Here is a 16,186-nt window from a genome sequence, read left to right on the forward strand (position 1 = left end):
AGCGGAAGCGCCTTGCCCATCGGCGTACGGATTTCGGAGCTTTCGACTGAGATAAAGGAAACACGACGAGCCCCTAAAGGCGAGCCGATGCCCGCTTATCGTAGGGAGAAAGCGCAGAAATACGCTAGCCGATAGGCGCTGGAGCTAGACAATTTTCAAAGTTAGAAGCAGAAACGCATTCTCCGTTTACAGTTTTTTCTCCCATCCGGTTTTCAGGGAACACATCCCAAAATAAAATACAGGTCCGGTGATGATGGCGGAAAGGTCACACCCGAACACATCCCGAACTCGGAAGTTAAGCTTTCCAGCGCCGATGGTAGTTGGGGGTTTCCCCCTGCGAGAGTAGGACGTTGCCGGGCCAAATCAAAACCGCAGGCGATTTGTCTGCGGTTTTTCACATTTCAAAAATGGAGGTTTCGGTAATCCATTTTTTTCAAACCGATGCCGGCTTTGGAAGGGCGGGACAGTATCCGGCCTGGCGGGTTTTTAAAGCGCAATCAGGGAAAAGATAAAAGAAATCAGCAGTTTTTTGAAAATCGGAGTAAGAAAAATTAAAATTGGGCGGGTTGTTCTGTTGCATTTTTGCGGGGGAATCCTGTATAATTATAGTCAAATATAGTCAAAGTCAAAAGACGATGTCAGGAGGTGGCTTTGATGAAAAATATCTCTGATATCATAGAGGAATATTTGAAACGGATTCTGGAGCTGAATGAAACAGAAATCCTTGAAATAAAACGCAATGAGATTGCCGATAAGTTCCAATGTGTCCCTTCACAAATCAATTATGTCATCAATACGCGGTTTACGATTGAAAGAGGGTATATTGTTGAAAGTAAAAGGGGCGGCGGCGGTTATATCCGGATCATGAAAGTGCGGCCTGAAAGCGATGCGGAACTGATTGACCAGCTGCTCGTGCATATCGGCAATGTCATCTCCCAGTCCAATGCGGAAGCCATCATTCTCCGGCTCGTTGAAGAAGAGGTGATCTCAAGGCGGGAGGCAAAAATCATGCTCAGCGTGATGGACCGCTCCGTGCTCTACATCCAGTTGCCGGAACGGGATGAACTGCGTGCCAGAATGTTGAAATCCATGTTAACAACCTTAAAATACAAGTAACTACAGAGGTGAGTATGCTGTGATTTGCCAGGAATGCAATGAAAGGCCGGCAACCATGCATTTTACAAAAATTATAAACGGTGTGAAAACGGAATTCCATCTTTGCGAAAAGTGCGCGCAGGAGAAAGGGGAAAAGTTTTCATCGGATTGGGGAAAAAGCTTTTCCTTCGATAATTTGCTCGCGGGCCTTTTTAATTTTGACCCGGCCATCCAACTTTTCAAACAGGAAACAGCGCCTGACCCGGATGTGCTTCGCTGCAGCCATTGCGGGATGACATTGACCCGGTTTTTAAATACGAGCCGGTTAGGCTGCCCGCATTGCTATGAGACGTTTCAGCACCAGCTTGTCCCGATTTTGCAGCGCCTCCACGGCGGCAACGTTGCGCATGAAGGAAAAATACCGGCACGGATTGGCGGTGCCATTTACACAAAGAAGAAACTGCAGGAACTAAAGGCGGCGTTGCAGGAAGCCATCAGCCAGGAAGAATTTGAAAAAGCAGCAGAACTCCGCGATCAAATTCGTGCACTTGAAGGTTCTTCTCAAGCTAAAGGAGGGGAGCAGTAATGTCTTTGGAACATTTTTTGCACGAAGCGTCCAGTTCCTGGATGAACGAGCAGGGGCCTGAATCGGAAATTGTACTGACCTCACGTGTCCGTCTGGCAAGAAATTTAAAAAATTTCCGGTTCCCGTCCTTGTTTAGTACCGAGGAAGCAAGGGAAATTATGAAAACAATCCAGGATATCGCCCGGAATCATTTTCCGGCTGAACTGCAGGTTGAATTTTTAAAAATGGATGAATTAAAACCGCTCGAAAAAAGGGTGCTTGTGGAGAAACACCTGATCAGCCCGCAGCTTGCCGAAGAATCGGGTGACGGGGCAGTTATTTTGTCAAGCGGCGAAGATATTAGTATTATGATAAATGAGGAAGATCATTTACGCATACAATGTCTTTCTCCGGGGCTTCAATTGCATGAAACGCTTCAGAAAGCCAATCAGCTTGATGACCTGATTGAAAATGGGGCCGATTATGCTTTTGATGAAACGCTCGGTTACTTAACCAGCTGCCCGACGAATGTCGGAACAGGCATCCGCGCATCGGCCATGATGCATTTGCCGGGGCTTGTGCTGACACAGCAAATTAAACAAATCATTCCGGCGATTCATCAGCTTGGTTTGGTGGTAAGAGGAATATATGGCGAAGGAAGCGAAGCCATCGGAAATATTTTTCAAATTTCCAACCAGGTGACACTCGGAACATCGGAAGAAAACATTGTCTCAGATTTAACCAGTGTCATCCGGCAGATCATTACACAGGAAAGATCGGCAAGGGAAGCATTGGTGCAGACTTCAAACATACAATTAGAAGACAGGGTTTACCGTTCGCTCGGTGTCCTGCAAAACAGCAGGATCATTGAAACAAAAGAAGCGGCCCGTTGTTTGTCCGATGTCCGGCTGGGAATTGATCTGGGCTATATTCAAAACATTTCGAAACAAATTTTAAATGAATTGATGATTTTAATGCAGCCAGGATTTTTACAGCTTTATGCCGGAAGAGCGCTCAGCCCGTATGAAAGGGATATCCGGAGGGCTACACTGATAAGAGAACGTTTGAGGCTTGAGGAGACCAAATGAACAGGAGGAATGACAGATGATGTTTGGAAGATTTACAGAGAGAGCCCAGAAAGTGCTGGCCCTTTCCCAGGAAGAAGCAATCCGCCTGAAACATAACAATATCGGAACGGAACATATTTTGCTCGGACTTGTCCGCGAAGGGGAAGGCATCGCAGCAAAAGCGCTGTACGGCCTGGGTTTAAGCGCCGAAAAAATCCAGGAAGAAGTGGAAACCCTGATCGGGAACGGCCAGGAAATTTCCCAAACGATCCACTACACGCCAAGGGCCAAAAAAGTGATTGAACTGTCAATGGATGAAGCGAGAAAACTCGGGCACTCCTATGTTGGAACGGAACATATTCTCCTCGGGCTGATCCGTGAAGGTGAAGGCGTTGCGGCACGTGTGCTGACAAATCTCGGCGTCAGCTTAAATAAAGCAAGGCAGCAGGTGCTCCAATTATTGGGCAACAGTGAAGCATCCGTGCAGGGCGGTTCGGCGGCCAGCGTCAGCACACCGACACTGGACAGCCTGGCCCGCGATTTGACAGCGATCGCACGGGAAGATTCCCTTGATCCGGTAATCGGGCGGAGCAAAGAAATCCAGCGTGTCATTGAAGTGCTGAGCCGGAGGACAAAAAACAACCCTGTCCTGATCGGGGAACCGGGCGTCGGGAAAACGGCCATTGCAGAAGGACTCGCCCAGCAAATTGTCCATAATGAAGTGCCGGAAACCCTACGTGACAAACGGGTCATGACGCTCGATATGGGTACGGTTGTAGCCGGCACAAAATACCGCGGCGAATTTGAAGACCGCCTGAAAAAAGTGATGGATGAAATCCGACAGGCCGGCAATATCATTCTTTTCATTGATGAACTGCATACTTTAATCGGGGCCGGCGGTGCGGAAGGGGCCATTGATGCCTCCAATATTTTAAAACCGTCGCTTGCCCGCGGCGAACTGCAGTGCATCGGTGCTACGACACTGGATGAATACCGGAAATATATTGAAAAAGACGCGGCACTGGAAAGAAGGTTCCAGCCGATCCAGGTCGATGAGCCGACGATTGATGAGTCGATCCAGATTTTAAAAGGGCTGCGCGACCGCTATGAAGCACACCATCGCGTCTCGATTACCGATGAGGCGATCGAAGCCGCTGTAAAACTTTCGGACCGCTATATCGCAGACCGGTTCCTGCCGGATAAAGCGATTGACTTAATTGATGAAGCCGGATCGAAAGTGCGCCTCCGTTCCTTTACAACGCCGCCGAATTTGAAAGAGTTGGAATTGAAACTGGAAGAGGTGCGCAAGGAAAAAGATGCAGCCGTCCAGAGCCAGGAATTTGAAAAAGCGGCTGCGTTAAGGGATACCGAACAGAAACTGCGCGAACAGCTGGAGGAAACGAAGAAAAGCTGGAAGGCAAAACAAGGCCGGGAAAACAGCGAAGTCACAGTCGGTGATATAGCGCTTGTTGTTTCGAGCTGGACGGGAATTCCAGTGACGAAACTGGCGCAAACCGAAACGGAAAGGCTTTTGCACCTTGAAGAAATCCTTCATTCCCGTGTGATCGGGCAGGAAGAAGCGGTGCTTGCTGTGGCAAAAGCAGTCCGCCGTGCACGGGCAGGATTAAAAGATCCGAAACGCCCGATCGGTTCCTTCATTTTCCTCGGGCCGACAGGGGTCGGAAAAACAGAACTGGCGCGTGCGCTTGCGGAAGCGATGTTCGGCGATGAAGACGCTATGATCCGGATCGATATGTCCGAATACATGGAGAAACATTCGACTTCCCGCCTCGTAGGTTCGCCGCCTGGATATGTCGGTTTTGAAGAAGGCGGCCAACTGACGGAAAAGGTACGGAGAAAACCGTATTCGGTTGTGCTGCTTGATGAAATTGAAAAAGCGCATCCGGACGTTTTCAACATTTTGCTTCAGGTGCTGGATGACGGCCGCCTGACCGATTCCAAGGGCCGCACGGTTGATTTCAGCAATACGATTGTCATCATGACATCGAATGTCGGCGCAGATGCTTTAAAACGCAACAAGAGCGTCGGCTTCACCATTCAGGATACCGTCGAGGCCGATTATAAAGACATGAAGGACAAAGTGCTCGAGGAACTAAAAAAAGCGTTCCGGCCTGAGTTTTTGAACCGTGTTGATGAAACCATTGTGTTCCATTCGCTCGAGAAGAAACATTTGAACGAAATTGTCACATTGATGGCGAAAGAATTGTCGGACCGGTTAAAAGAGCATCATATCGAACTTGTGCTGACGGATGCCGCAAAGGAAAAAGTGGCGGAAAAAGGCTACGATCCTGAATACGGCGCGCGGCCGCTGCGCAGATCGATTCAGAAAAACATCGAAGACCGCCTTTCGGAAGAAATGCTGAAAGGCAATATAAAAGAAGGGCAAAAGGTATTGGTCGATGTAAAAGACGGCGAATTTACTTTTGCCAGTGTGGCGGAGTCGGAAGCTGTATCGTCCAATTCTTAATGCCGGAAGCAGGAAGGGTACAATGGTATTGGTGATTGTACCCTTTTTTTTCACATAGCGGTTCCTTATACGATTTTAATTAAATTTCAAGATACTTTGTTTACACTTATACACATAGATATTAGGGAAAGGGGTTTAAGATGGCAAAAAAAACCGTGAAGTTTGTTTGCCAGAACTGCGGCTACGCGTCGCCAAAATGGATGGGAAAGTGCCCGCAATGCAACCAGTGGAACCAGATGGTGGAGGAAGCGGAGGCGCCAAAAAGGAGGGGCTTTTTTTTACATCCTGAGCCCGGAAATGAAACCAAAGCGGCGCCTATTACGTCTATAGAGTCTAAAGAAGAAAAAAGGACGAAAGTGGATTTTGGCGAGCTGAATCGTGTCCTCGGAGGCGGCATTGTTGCCGGGTCACTTGTTTTGATCGGCGGGGATCCCGGGATCGGCAAATCAACCCTGCTTTTGCAAGTGTCATCACAACTGGCAAAGCACGGGTTAAATGTACTGTATATCTCCGGGGAGGAATCGGCGAAACAGACGAAATTAAGGGCAGACCGGTTAAACATCCATACCGACCATCTTTATGTGCTGCCGGAAACGGACCTTTCCGTGATCCAGCAGGCGATAGATGAACTGAACCCCGGCTTTGTTATCATTGATTCCATCCAGACGATTTACCATCCGGAAATCCAGTCTGCGCCGGGCAGTGTGTCGCAAGTGAGGGAAACGACTGCACAGCTGATGCGGACGGCAAAAACAAAAAATGTGGCCATCTTCATTGTCGGCCACGTGACAAAAGAAGGCTCTATTGCCGGCCCGCGCGTGCTTGAACATATGGTGGATACGGTCCTGTATTTTGAAGGTGAACGCCATAATGCCTACCGGATATTAAGGGCGGTCAAAAACCGCTTTGGCTCGACCAATGAAATTGCGATTTTGGAAATGAAAGAATCCGGTTTGGAAGAAGTCCAGAACCCTTCCGAAATTTTTCTGGAAGAACGGACAAAAGGTGCAGCCGGTTCTACCGTGGTTGCTTCCATTGAGGGGACGCGCCCGGTGCTTGTCGAGATCCAGGCGCTTTTGGCTCCGACGTTTTTCAATATGCCGCGGCGGATGGCATCCGGGATTGATTATAACCGTGTCACGCTGATTATGGCGGTGCTTGAAAAACGGGCCGGCCTTTTGATTCAGAACCAGGATGCATATTTAAAAGTTGCCGGCGGCCTGAAAGTGGATGAACCGGCAGTGGATTTGGCAGTTGCCGTCAGCGTGGCATCCAGTTTCCGCGACAAGCCGACAAATGCGGATGACTGCATTATCGGAGAAGTCGGGCTGACGGGGGAAGTCAGGCGGGTGTCCCGCATTGAGCAGCGCGTCCAGGAAGCGGCAAAGCTCGGTTTCCGGCGGGCGATCATTCCGAAAAATAATATGGGTGGGTGGACGCCGCCAAAGGAGATTCAAGTGATCGGCGTCGCTACCATCCAGGAAGCTTTAAAAGCGGCACTCGGAGGATGAGACTGGGAACAAACTTCCGTGCCTTCTTGTGTTCTTTGGATCAGTGCGTGAAGGAACCGGGAAGTGAAGGCAAACGTGGGAAAAAACGGAACCCGCTGGATAAGCAAACAACTGCCGCGAATCTGCGTTTGCAGGATCCGTTATGATGTAAAGGCAGAAAAGACAACGGCTGGCAGGATACAAATTTTAAAAGAAAGCAGGGGATGTGCATGAAGCCTGAAAATGCCCGGAGAAAACCGCGGCGATTAAACGGCTCGGCAGGGAAAAATAATACGAAGGCAAACGTTTTAAACCATATTTTTTGTTTATAATGTATAAAGGAGGTGAACATGTTGTTAAGACGGCTTATACAAATTTGTTTGGTGCTGATTGGCGGCACGCTCGGTGTTTTCCTGCTGCCTGATTTTTACAAACTTGTGAATGTGGATTATGTGTTAATCAAAAACCCGTATGTTTCAGCGCTGTTGGGGGCTATTATCTTTTATCTTATTACTTTCTGGTCCATTCATTATATCGTTGATTTTGTCGATTGGTTTGAGGATTCACTGGTAAAAGTCCCGATGACGGAAATTTTTTCCGGAACCTTTGGCCTTGTGCTGGGCCTGATTATTGCTTATCTGGCAAGCATTCCGGTCCGGGGAATTCCGATTGTCAATACAATCGTGTCGATTACGCTTACGGTATTGCTCGGTTATATCGGATTCCAGGTCGGTTTTAAGAAAAGAGAAGAAATTTTCAATTTGTTTTTTAGCCGGCAGCACAGGCGGAAAGGCGGGACAGAGCAAGAAGGGCATCCGCAGCCTGGAAAACAGGTGAAGATTCTTGATACAAGCGTTGTTATCGACGGGCGGATTGCGGATATTTGCCAGACCGGTTTTCTTGACGGCCCGATTGTGATTCCGCTCTTTGTGCTTGAAGAATTACAGCATATTGCCGATTCTTCGGATGCCTTGAAAAGAAACCGGGGCCGGCGCGGTCTTGATATCTTAAACCGGATACAGAATGAACTGCCGATCGAAGTACAAATGTACGAAGGCGATTTTGAAGATATCCAGGAAGTGGACAGCAAGCTCATTAAACTGGCAAAATTGATGAACGGGATTGTCGTGACAAATGATTACAATTTAAATAAAGTGTGTGAATTCCAGAAAGTCAAAGTGCTCAATATCAATGACCTTGCCAACGCCGTAAAACCGGTTGTGCTCCCCGGCGAAGAACTCAATGTCCAGCTCATTAAAGACGGGAAAGAGCATCACCAGGGGATTGCCTATTTGGATGACGGCACGATGATTGTTGTCGAAGAAGGCAAAAATTACATTGGCAAACGCATTGATGTGCTTGTGACAAGCGTCCTGCAGACTTCAGCGGGTCGGATGATTTTTGCCAAGCCGAAGCTGCTCGAAAAAGCGTTATAATGGAGCTGGAACACCCGCGGCCCGGGCCGCGGGAGGTTTAAACGCGATGCGGGGGGGAGATTGGATTTGACAGATTATGAGGTGATTATACCGGCAGCCGGATCGGGGAAACGGATGGGCGCAGGGTTCAACAAATTATTTCTTGAACTGAACAAGCGCCCGGTCATTGCTTTTACAGCAGAAGTTTTTTTGGCTGATCCGTCCTGCAAAAAGTTGATACTTCCCGTGCAGCCGCATGATTTGGAAGAGATGAAGCGTATTTTGCCCCGCTCGGAAAAAATAGTATTCGCCCGCGGCGGTTCTGAACGGCAATATAGCGTGCGGAACGGGCTGGAACTTGCCGGAAGCTGCAGCGTCATTCTTGTCCATGACGGTGCAAGGCCGTTTATCAGCACCGGATTCATTGCAGCACTGGCGGCAATGGCCGGGGAGAAAGGGGCGGCGATAGCGGCTGTCCCGGTAAAAGACACGATCAAAAGAGCAAAAGACCAGATTGTAACCGAGACGATTGAGCGGAGCAGCTTGTGGCAGATCCAAACGCCACAAGCTTTTCGCACGTCTGTCTTGAAAAATGCGCATAAAGCGGCGGAACGGGACGGCTTTCTCGGAACGGATGAAGCCTCGCTGGTCGAACGGATCGGCCATGCTGTACATATTGTGCCGGGAAGTTATGATAATATTAAAATTACGACACCGGAAGACCTTTATTTTGCAGAAGCGATTTTAAAAAAGCAGGGGGGAGGATGAAGATGTTCAGGATCGGACAAGGCTTTGATGTGCACCGGTTCGGGGAGGGGCGTCCCCTGATGATCGGGGGAGTTGAAATTCCGTATGAAAAAGGTTTGCTCGGCCACTCCGACGCGGATGTGTTGCTTCATGCCGTAGCGGACGCCTGCCTCGGGGCCATTGGGGAAGGGGATATCGGCCGGCATTTTCCGGATACAGATGCGGCATTTAAAGATGCGGATTCTGCGGCGCTTTTGGCGCATGTTTTTCGGCTTGTGAAACAAAAAGGGTACAAGCTCGGCAATCTTGATTGCACGATTATTGCCCAAAAGCCGAAAATGGCGCCCTATATCGGGAAAATGCGGGAAACGATCGCGCGCATTTTGGAAGCAGAGAACGGGCAGGTCAATGTCAAGGCGACCACGACGGAAAAACTCGGCTTTGCCGGGCGTGAAGAAGGCATTGCTGCGCAGGCGGCAGTACTGCTGGAGCAGGCTTAACCGGTATGGCTGCATGGTGCTGGAACAAGCCGGGCAGTTTAGGGCGCGTACTGCCTGCAGGAACCTTTTAACCGGTGTATGGCAGCAGATGTTTCGTCGAAAATGGTGTAACGGAGCCGGGCGCCTGTTTACGGGAACCCGTTTTTCGCTGGAACAAGTATAGTTGGGGTATAGCTGCAAAAGAGTGGGCGCGAGCGGGACAAGCCAGGCGGTTTAGGTCCTGTAATGCTGCTGGAACAAGCATAATAGCAGAGATTTTGCCTGCAAGATGTGTGATTAACATCACGTAAAACATCTTTCATCCGCCGGGCCGGAACGAGCCACCGGTTTACGGCTTTTTCAGACGGTGATACAATAAAATAAGACAAAAAGCGACAATTTAAAGGAGAATCGACATGGCAAACGAAATCAGAGTACGGTACGCTCCGAGCCCGACCGGTTTTTTGCATATCGGGAATGCCCGTACCGCATTATTCAATTATTTATTTGCGCGCAGCAAAGGTGGAAAGTTCATTATCCGGATTGAAGATACCGACCAGAAGCGGAATGTGGAAGGCGGCGTGGAAAGCCAGCTGAAATATTTGAAATGGCTCGGCATCGACTGGGACGAAAGCATTGATGTCGGCGGCGAATACGGGCCTTACCGCCAGTCGGAACGCCTCGATATTTATAAAAAATATTATGAAGAGCTGCTTGACCGCGGGCTGGCTTATAAATGCTATTGTACGGAAGAAGAACTGGAAGCCGAACGTGAAGCCCAGCTTGCACGCGGGGAAATGCCGCGTTATTCCGGGAAATGCCGCCATCTGACAGAAGAAGACAGGAAGCGGCTTGAAGCGGAAGGCCGGAAACCGAGCCTCCGTTTCCATGTTCCGGAAGGCAAAGTGTATACGTTCAACGATATCGTAAAAGGCGAAGTATCTTTTGAATCGGACGGAATTGGCGACTTTGTCATCGTTAAAAAAGACGGGATGCCGACTTATAATTTTGCGGTTGCGATCGATGATCATTTAATGAAAATTTCCCACGTGCTCCGGGGGGACGACCATATTTCCAACACGCCGAAACAGCTGATGATTTATGAAGCATTCGGTTTTGAACCGCCGGTATTCGGCCACATGACGCTGATTGTCAATGAGCACCGGAAAAAACTGAGCAAACGCGACGGAAGCATCATCCAGTTTATTGAGCAGTACGCGGAACTCGGTTATTTGCCGGAAGCGTTGTTTAATTTTATTGCCATGCTCGGCTGGTCACCGAAGGGCGAGGAAGAAATTTTTTCGCGGGAAGAATTCATCCAGATTTTTGACCCCGAACGGCTGTCGAAATCGCCCGCTTTGTTTGACCGCCAAAAATTGGCATGGATGAACAACCAGTATATGAAAAAGCTCGATCTGGATAAAGTTGTGGAGCTTGCGTTGCCGCATCTTGTAAAAGCAGGGCTCGTCCCGGAAAACCGGACACCTGAAGAAGAACAATGGGTGCGCAAACTCATCTCCCTCTATCAGGAACAAATGAGCTACGGCGCGGAAATTGTCGAGCTGTCGAAACCGCTCTTCTTTACGGATGAAATCACATATGACGACGAAGCAAAAGCGATTTTGTCGGAAGAACACGTTCCGGAAGTGCTCCGTGCATTCCTTGAAGAACTGGACAGGATCGAACCATTTGAAGCAGGCGAAATAAAAAAAGGAATCAAAGCGGTGCAAAAAGCAACCGGGCAAAAGGGGAAAAAGCTGTTTATGCCGATCCGTGTTGCCGTTAGCGGCCAGACACACGGCCCGGAACTGCAAAGCCTGATCGAACTGCTCGGCAGAGAAAAAGTGAAGAAACGCCTAGAAAGAATCACGGGTTAACATTTTTGCGAAAATAGGATATGATATGGTTAAAATGGATGTGTGAAAAAGCGTTGAGAAGGAGAAGTAGGAAGAGGACGCTTCAAAGAGAAAACCATCGCCGGCTGAAAGTGGTTTAAGCCCCTCCTTTTCTGAAATGCACCTTCGAGCCTGTATCTGAACGCGCTCGCCAGTAGGATGCAGCGGGGCCGCCCGTTAACAGGGAAAGTTGGGCAGCGGGCAAGGCCTGCCGCCAAACAGAGTGGAACCGCGCGATCAAGAAGCGTCTCTGTCCGTTGCAGAGGCGCTTCTTTTTTAAATGGCAGGCTCCGTTAAAGAAAAGATCGGTGCCGATCCGGCTGATGGAAATGCAAAGCGGAAGAAATTTTATAACCGGACAGGGAATGGGAAAGAAACAAACGAAAGGGGAGTAGCACATGTTTAAGCGGTTGAAGGAAGACATTGAAGTGGTTTTTGATCAGGATCCGGCAGCACGGACGTATTTTGAAGTGATCTTGACTTACTCCGGTCTTCACGCCATCTGGGCACACCGGATTGCGCACTTTTTTTATAAAAAGAAAATGTTTTTTATTGCCCGGGTGATTTCGCAGCTCAGCCGCTTCTTTACCGGAATTGAAATCCATCCCGGTGCAAAAATCGGCAGGCGGTTTTTCATCGACCACGGCATGGGGGTAGTGATCGGGGAAACGTGCGAAATCGGCGATAACGTGACGGTTTACCAGGGCGTTACGCTCGGCGGCACCGGAAAGGAAAAGGGCAAGCGCCATCCGACGATTAAAGACAATGCGTTAATCGCAAGCGGTGCGAAAGTTTTAGGTTCGATTACGATTGGGGAAAATGCAAAAATAGGGGCAGGTTCTGTCGTATTAAAGGATGTCCCGCCCAATTCGACAGTGGTCGGCATTCCGGGCAGGGTCGTCGTCCAGGACGGCGTCAAAATCAAAAAAGATTTAAAACATAATGAGCTGCCTGACCCTGTTGCGGACCGCCTGAACAGCATGCAGCAGGAAATCGAGGCTTTGCGGTCGGAATTAGAACAACTGAGAAAGGAAGGAGCAAGAACGTATGAGCATTCAGATATATAATACGTTAACAAGAAAGAAGGAGCCGTTTATCCCGCTTGAAGAGGGGAAAGTGAAAATGTATGTATGCGGCCCGACTGTCTATAATTATATCCATATTGGAAATGCGCGGCCGGCGATCGTATTTGACACGGTCCGGCGCTATTTGGAGTTTCGGGGTTATGATGTCCATTATGTGTCGAATTTCACCGATGTGGATGATAGACTCATTAAAGCCGCGAAAGAACTCGGGGAAGAAGTGCCGGTGATCAGCGAGCGTTTTATTCAGGCCTATTTTGAAGATATTGATGCGCTCGGTTGCAGCCATGCGGACGTCCATCCGCGCGTGACAGAAAATATGGATACGATCATTGCGTTTATTGAAAAATTAATTGAAAAAGGTCATGCCTACGAATCAGACGGTGATGTTTACTACCGCACGAGAAGTTTTCCGGATTACGGTAAATTGTCCCATCAATCTATTGACGAATTGAAATCGGGTGCGAGAATTGAAGTAGGGGAAAAGAAAGAAGACGCCCTTGATTTTGCCCTTTGGAAAGCGGCAAAAGCGGGGGAAATCTCCTGGGACAGCCCGTGGGGGAAAGGCCGGCCGGGATGGCATATTGAATGCTCGGCCATGGCAAGAAAATATCTTGGCGATACGATTGACATCCACGCGGGCGGGCAGGACCTGACTTTTCCGCACCACGAAAATGAAATTGCCCAGTCAGAAGCTTTGACAGGCAAACCGTTTGCTCGTTACTGGCTGCATAACGGCTATATCAATATTGATAACGAAAAAATGTCGAAATCGCTCGGAAACTTTGTGCTTGTCCATGACATCATCAAACGGCATGATCCGCAAGTTTTGCGCTTTTTCATGCTGTCGGTGCATTACCGCCATCCGATCAACTATAGCGAGGAACTGCTTGCCAATGCGAAGGCAGGGCTTGAACGGATCAAGACGTCGTACCAAAATGTAAAGCACCGGCTCGAATCCAGTGCAAATCTGGCGGAAGATGGTGAAAAATGGCTGGAACAGGCCCGTTCGCTCCATCGCCAGTTTATCGGGGCGATGGACGATGACTTCAATACGGCAAACGGCATTTCTGTTTTGTTCGAACTGTCGAAGCAGGCCAATTATTACTTGCGGGGGAAAAATACGACAGAAACCGTTCTCCGGGCATTTATAAAAGAGTTCGAAACGATTGCCGGCGTGCTCGGCCTGAAACTCGAGGAAGAAGCGCTTTTGGACGAAGAAATTGAAGCGCTGATTGAAAAACGGAATGAAGCAAGAAAGGCGCGTAATTTCCAACTGGCTGATGAAATCCGCGACAAGCTGAAAAGCATGAATATCATTCTGGAAGATACGCCCCAAGGGGTGAGATGGAGACGCTTATGACGGTCACCCTTGATCCGAAACAATTGAACAGCCTTGCGCTTGCCTATATGGGGGATGCGGTATATGAAGAATATATCCGGCACCATGTCCTTTTGCAGGGAAAAACGAAGCCAAACCGCCTCCACCGGGAAGCGATCCGCTTTGTTTCAGCGAAGGCGCAGGCTCAAGTTTTAAAACAGATGATGAACGAAGATCTTTTAACAGAAGAGGAAACCGCTGTTGTCCGGCGCGGCAGAAATGCGAAGTCGGGCACGGTTCCGAAAAATACGGATGTCCAGACATACCGGCACAGCACTGCATTCGAAGCGCTGATCGGCTACCATTATTTGTCCGGCAGCCGGGAGCGGATGGAAGCGCTGATTGAAAAAGCAATTGGCATTGTCGAAGGCCAGAAAGGAGGGGTGCGCTGATGGACCAGGAGTATATTGCAGGCAAAAACCCGGTGCTGGAAGCATTAAGAGCGGGCCGGGAAATCAACAAAATCTGGATTGCGGAAGGTTCACAAAAAGGCGCCACGAAGCAGGTGATGGAGCTTGCAAGGGAAAGAAAAGTGGCCGTCCAATTTGTCCCGAAGAAAAGGATTGACCAGGTGGCGGACGGGGCGCATCAGGGCGTACTGGCACTCGTTGCCGCTTACCGGTATGCAGAAACAGGCGATATGTTCAAGCTTGCCAAAGAGCGGAATGAGCACCCGTTTATCCTGATTCTTGATGAATTGGAGGATCCGCATAATCTTGGCTCGATTTTACGGACGGCCGATGCGGTCGGCGCACACGGCGTCATTATTCCGAAAAGGCGCTCGGTCGCATTAACAGCAACGGTGGCGAAAGCTTCAACCGGCGCGATTGAACATATCCCGGTGGCGCGGGTAACAAACCTTTCGCAAACGATTGCCGGCTTAAAGCAGCAAGGGTTGTGGATTGCGGGAACCGATGCTTCCGGGACGACCGATTACCGGCAAATGGATGCGGATCTGCCGCTCGGCCTTGTCATCGGCAGTGAAGGCAGGGGAATGAGCAGGATCGTAAAAGAAGCATGCGACTTTCTGATCCGCCTTCCGATGGCAGGGCATGTGACTTCGCTCAATGCGTCCGTTGCTGCCGGCCTGCTCATGTACGAGGTTTACAGGAAGCGCCATCCGCTTGGTGAATAAAATGAATATTTTGCTGGTGGACGGCTATAACATCATTGGCGCCTGGCCGGAACTGCAAAAATTGAAACAAAAAGACCTTGGCGCCGCCAGAGACCGGCTTGTTGAGATCATGGCGGAATACCAGGGCTATACGGATGACAAAGTCATCGTCGTTTTTGATGCTTACGGGGTGAAAGGCCTGGAAAAAAAGTACCGCTATCACAAAGTGGAAGTCATTTTTACAAAAGAAAATGAAACGGCAGATGAACGGATTGAAAAAATGGCCATTAAACTGAACAACATCCGCACGCAGATTTATGTGGCCACATCCGATTTTACTGAGCAGTGGCAAATATTCGGCCAGGGCGCTTTAAGAATTTCAGCACGCGAACTGTTGACCAAAGTGGAAGTGATTGAACAAAAGATTAAAAGAAATGTAAAATCAATTCAAGAGGAAAAGCCGGCAACAAGAATACCGTTAAGCCAGGAGGTCATGGAAATTTTCGAAAAATTACGCAGGGGGAAAAGATGAGCGGTTGACGATTGAAAATTCTGTACTGTATAATAGCTTTTATCGAATGCTCATGGGGGGATACAGGTGAACCTGAACATTGAGGCAGCATATGAAGAAAGATATGGCACGATGCAGGACGAAGAGTTGGTTGAACGGATACACAACGGCGAAAGCGAAGCGCTGGATTACTTGATCCAAAAATACAGAAACTTTGTCAGGGCAAAAGCGCGTTCTTACTTTATCATCGGGGCCGACCGTGAGGATATTATCCAGGAAGGCATGATCGGTCTGTATAAGGCCATACGCGACTACAGAGAGGACAAGCTCACGTCTTTCAGGGCTTTTGCTGAATTATGCATCAACCGGCAAATGATTACCGCAATTAAGACTGCCACCCGCCAAAAGCACATACCGCTTAATTCTTACATTTCCCTGGACAAGCCAATTTATGATGAAGAATCCGACCGTACGTTGATGGATGTCATCACCGGCGCGAAAATTTCCAATCCTGAAGAATTGATTTTAATCCGCGAAAAATATGTCCATATAGAAGTAAAAGTATCCGAGCTGTTAAGCGATCTGGAAAGAAAAGTGCTCGCCCTTTACCTGGACGGGCAGTCCTACCAGGAAATTTCAGAAGAATTGAACCGCCATGTAAAATCAATTGATAACGCTTTACAACGCGTCAAAAAGAAGCTGGAGCGCCTGTTGGAAAGGAGGGAGCTGACTTACTGAAAAGGTGTTGTAAGCCGTATTTCCGCCAGGCCGTTTTTCCCGGATGCAAGTGCGGCATTAAGGCGTACAAAAAGCTATCTTTCAATGCCTGGTATTCAATGCTTTCGGGAAAAACCCGG

The 16,186-nt window shown here is 48.9% G+C and carries 15 protein-coding genes, 1 rRNA gene and 1 other annotated feature; all 16 genes read left to right on the plus strand.

The genetic code is table 11. The features are described from left to right. The first annotated feature begins 243 nt into the window (after positions 1–243). Positions 244–359 (plus strand): 5S ribosomal RNA (rrf, locus tag NSQ19_RS00530). A 295-nt stretch (positions 360–654) separates the two neighbouring features. Further along, positions 655–1,116 (plus strand): CtsR family transcriptional regulator, encoded by a 462-nt coding sequence (locus NSQ19_RS00535; protein ID WP_328228661.1) that lies wholly within the window; start codon positions 655–657, stop codon positions 1,114–1,116. 19 nt (positions 1,117–1,135) lie between these two features. Further along, on the plus strand, positions 1,136–1,681 hold the full coding sequence (locus NSQ19_RS00540; RefSeq protein ID WP_017551242.1) for a UvrB/UvrC motif-containing protein: 546 nt from the start codon (positions 1,136–1,138) through the stop codon (positions 1,679–1,681). Continuing rightward, on the plus strand, positions 1,681–2,748 hold the full coding sequence (locus tag NSQ19_RS00545) for a protein arginine kinase (protein ID WP_118498379.1): 1,068 nt from the start codon (positions 1,681–1,683) through the stop codon (positions 2,746–2,748). The genes NSQ19_RS00540 and NSQ19_RS00545 overlap by 1 nt, the downstream gene beginning before the upstream one ends. 16 nt (positions 2,749–2,764) lie before the next feature. Then, complete coding sequence (clpC, locus tag NSQ19_RS00550; protein ID WP_118498377.1) at positions 2,765–5,215, plus strand: ATP-dependent protease ATP-binding subunit ClpC; 2,451 nt, start codon at positions 2,765–2,767, stop codon at positions 5,213–5,215. A gap of 140 nt (positions 5,216–5,355) precedes the next feature. After that, positions 5,356–6,726: a DNA repair protein RadA gene (gene radA / locus NSQ19_RS00555; RefSeq protein WP_041818577.1), complete on the plus strand. Its 1,371-nt coding sequence runs from the start codon at positions 5,356–5,358 to the stop codon at positions 6,724–6,726. Between the two features lie 329 nt (positions 6,727–7,055). After that, positions 7,056–8,141 (plus strand): PIN/TRAM domain-containing protein, encoded by a 1,086-nt coding sequence (locus NSQ19_RS00560; protein ID WP_013858053.1) that lies wholly within the window; start codon positions 7,056–7,058, stop codon positions 8,139–8,141. Between the two features lie 66 nt (positions 8,142–8,207). Beyond that, the gene (ispD, locus tag NSQ19_RS00565; protein ID WP_017551237.1) at positions 8,208–8,888 is read left to right on the plus strand and encodes a 2-C-methyl-D-erythritol 4-phosphate cytidylyltransferase; all 681 of its coding nucleotides are present in this window, start codon (positions 8,208–8,210) and stop codon (positions 8,886–8,888) included. A gap of 2 nt (positions 8,889–8,890) precedes the next feature. Next, a complete protein-coding gene (ispF, locus tag NSQ19_RS00570) occupies positions 8,891–9,367 on the plus strand; it encodes a 2-C-methyl-D-erythritol 2,4-cyclodiphosphate synthase (RefSeq protein WP_019722060.1) in 477 nt (158 codons plus the stop codon). A 395-nt stretch (positions 9,368–9,762) separates the two neighbouring features. After that, positions 9,763–11,223, plus strand: coding sequence for a glutamate--tRNA ligase (gltX, locus tag NSQ19_RS00575; RefSeq protein ID WP_013858056.1), 1,461 nt, complete (start codon positions 9,763–9,765; stop codon positions 11,221–11,223). 44 nt (positions 11,224–11,267) lie between these two features. After that, positions 11,268–11,496: a binding site (T-box leader), on the plus strand. A 143-nt stretch (positions 11,497–11,639) separates the two neighbouring features. Further along, on the plus strand, positions 11,640–12,308 hold the full coding sequence (gene cysE, locus NSQ19_RS00580; protein ID WP_017553269.1) for a serine O-acetyltransferase: 669 nt from the start codon (positions 11,640–11,642) through the stop codon (positions 12,306–12,308). Continuing rightward, complete coding sequence (cysS, locus tag NSQ19_RS00585) at positions 12,289–13,686, plus strand: cysteine--tRNA ligase (RefSeq protein ID WP_019722058.1); 1,398 nt, start codon at positions 12,289–12,291, stop codon at positions 13,684–13,686. Before cysE ends, cysS begins: the two co-directional genes overlap by 20 nt. Then, positions 13,683–14,096: a Mini-ribonuclease 3 gene (locus tag NSQ19_RS00590; RefSeq protein ID WP_017551234.1), complete on the plus strand. Its 414-nt coding sequence runs from the start codon at positions 13,683–13,685 to the stop codon at positions 14,094–14,096. The genes cysS and NSQ19_RS00590 overlap by 4 nt, the downstream gene beginning before the upstream one ends. Further along, positions 14,096–14,839, plus strand: a complete 744-nt coding sequence (gene rlmB / locus NSQ19_RS00595; RefSeq protein ID WP_013858061.1) for a 23S rRNA (guanosine(2251)-2'-O)-methyltransferase RlmB — start codon at positions 14,096–14,098, stop codon at positions 14,837–14,839. The genes NSQ19_RS00590 and rlmB overlap by 1 nt, the downstream gene beginning before the upstream one ends. 1 nt (position 14,840) lies before the next feature. After that, positions 14,841–15,350 carry an NYN domain-containing protein gene (locus tag NSQ19_RS00600; RefSeq protein WP_026104597.1) on the plus strand — a complete coding sequence of 170 codons (510 nt, stop codon included), beginning with the start codon at positions 14,841–14,843 and terminating at the stop codon, positions 15,348–15,350. Positions 15,351–15,461: 111 nt separating this feature from the next. Further along, positions 15,462–16,067 carry an RNA polymerase sporulation sigma factor SigH gene (gene sigH / locus NSQ19_RS00605; RefSeq protein ID WP_071452439.1) on the plus strand — a complete coding sequence of 202 codons (606 nt, stop codon included), beginning with the start codon at positions 15,462–15,464 and terminating at the stop codon, positions 16,065–16,067. Positions 16,068–16,186: the final 119 nt, after the last annotated feature.

The organism is Weizmannia sp. FSL W8-1119 (genome assembly GCF_038008605.1).
In the GTDB taxonomy this organism is placed as follows: Bacteria; Bacillota; Bacilli; order Bacillales; family Bacillaceae_C; genus Weizmannia; species Weizmannia coagulans.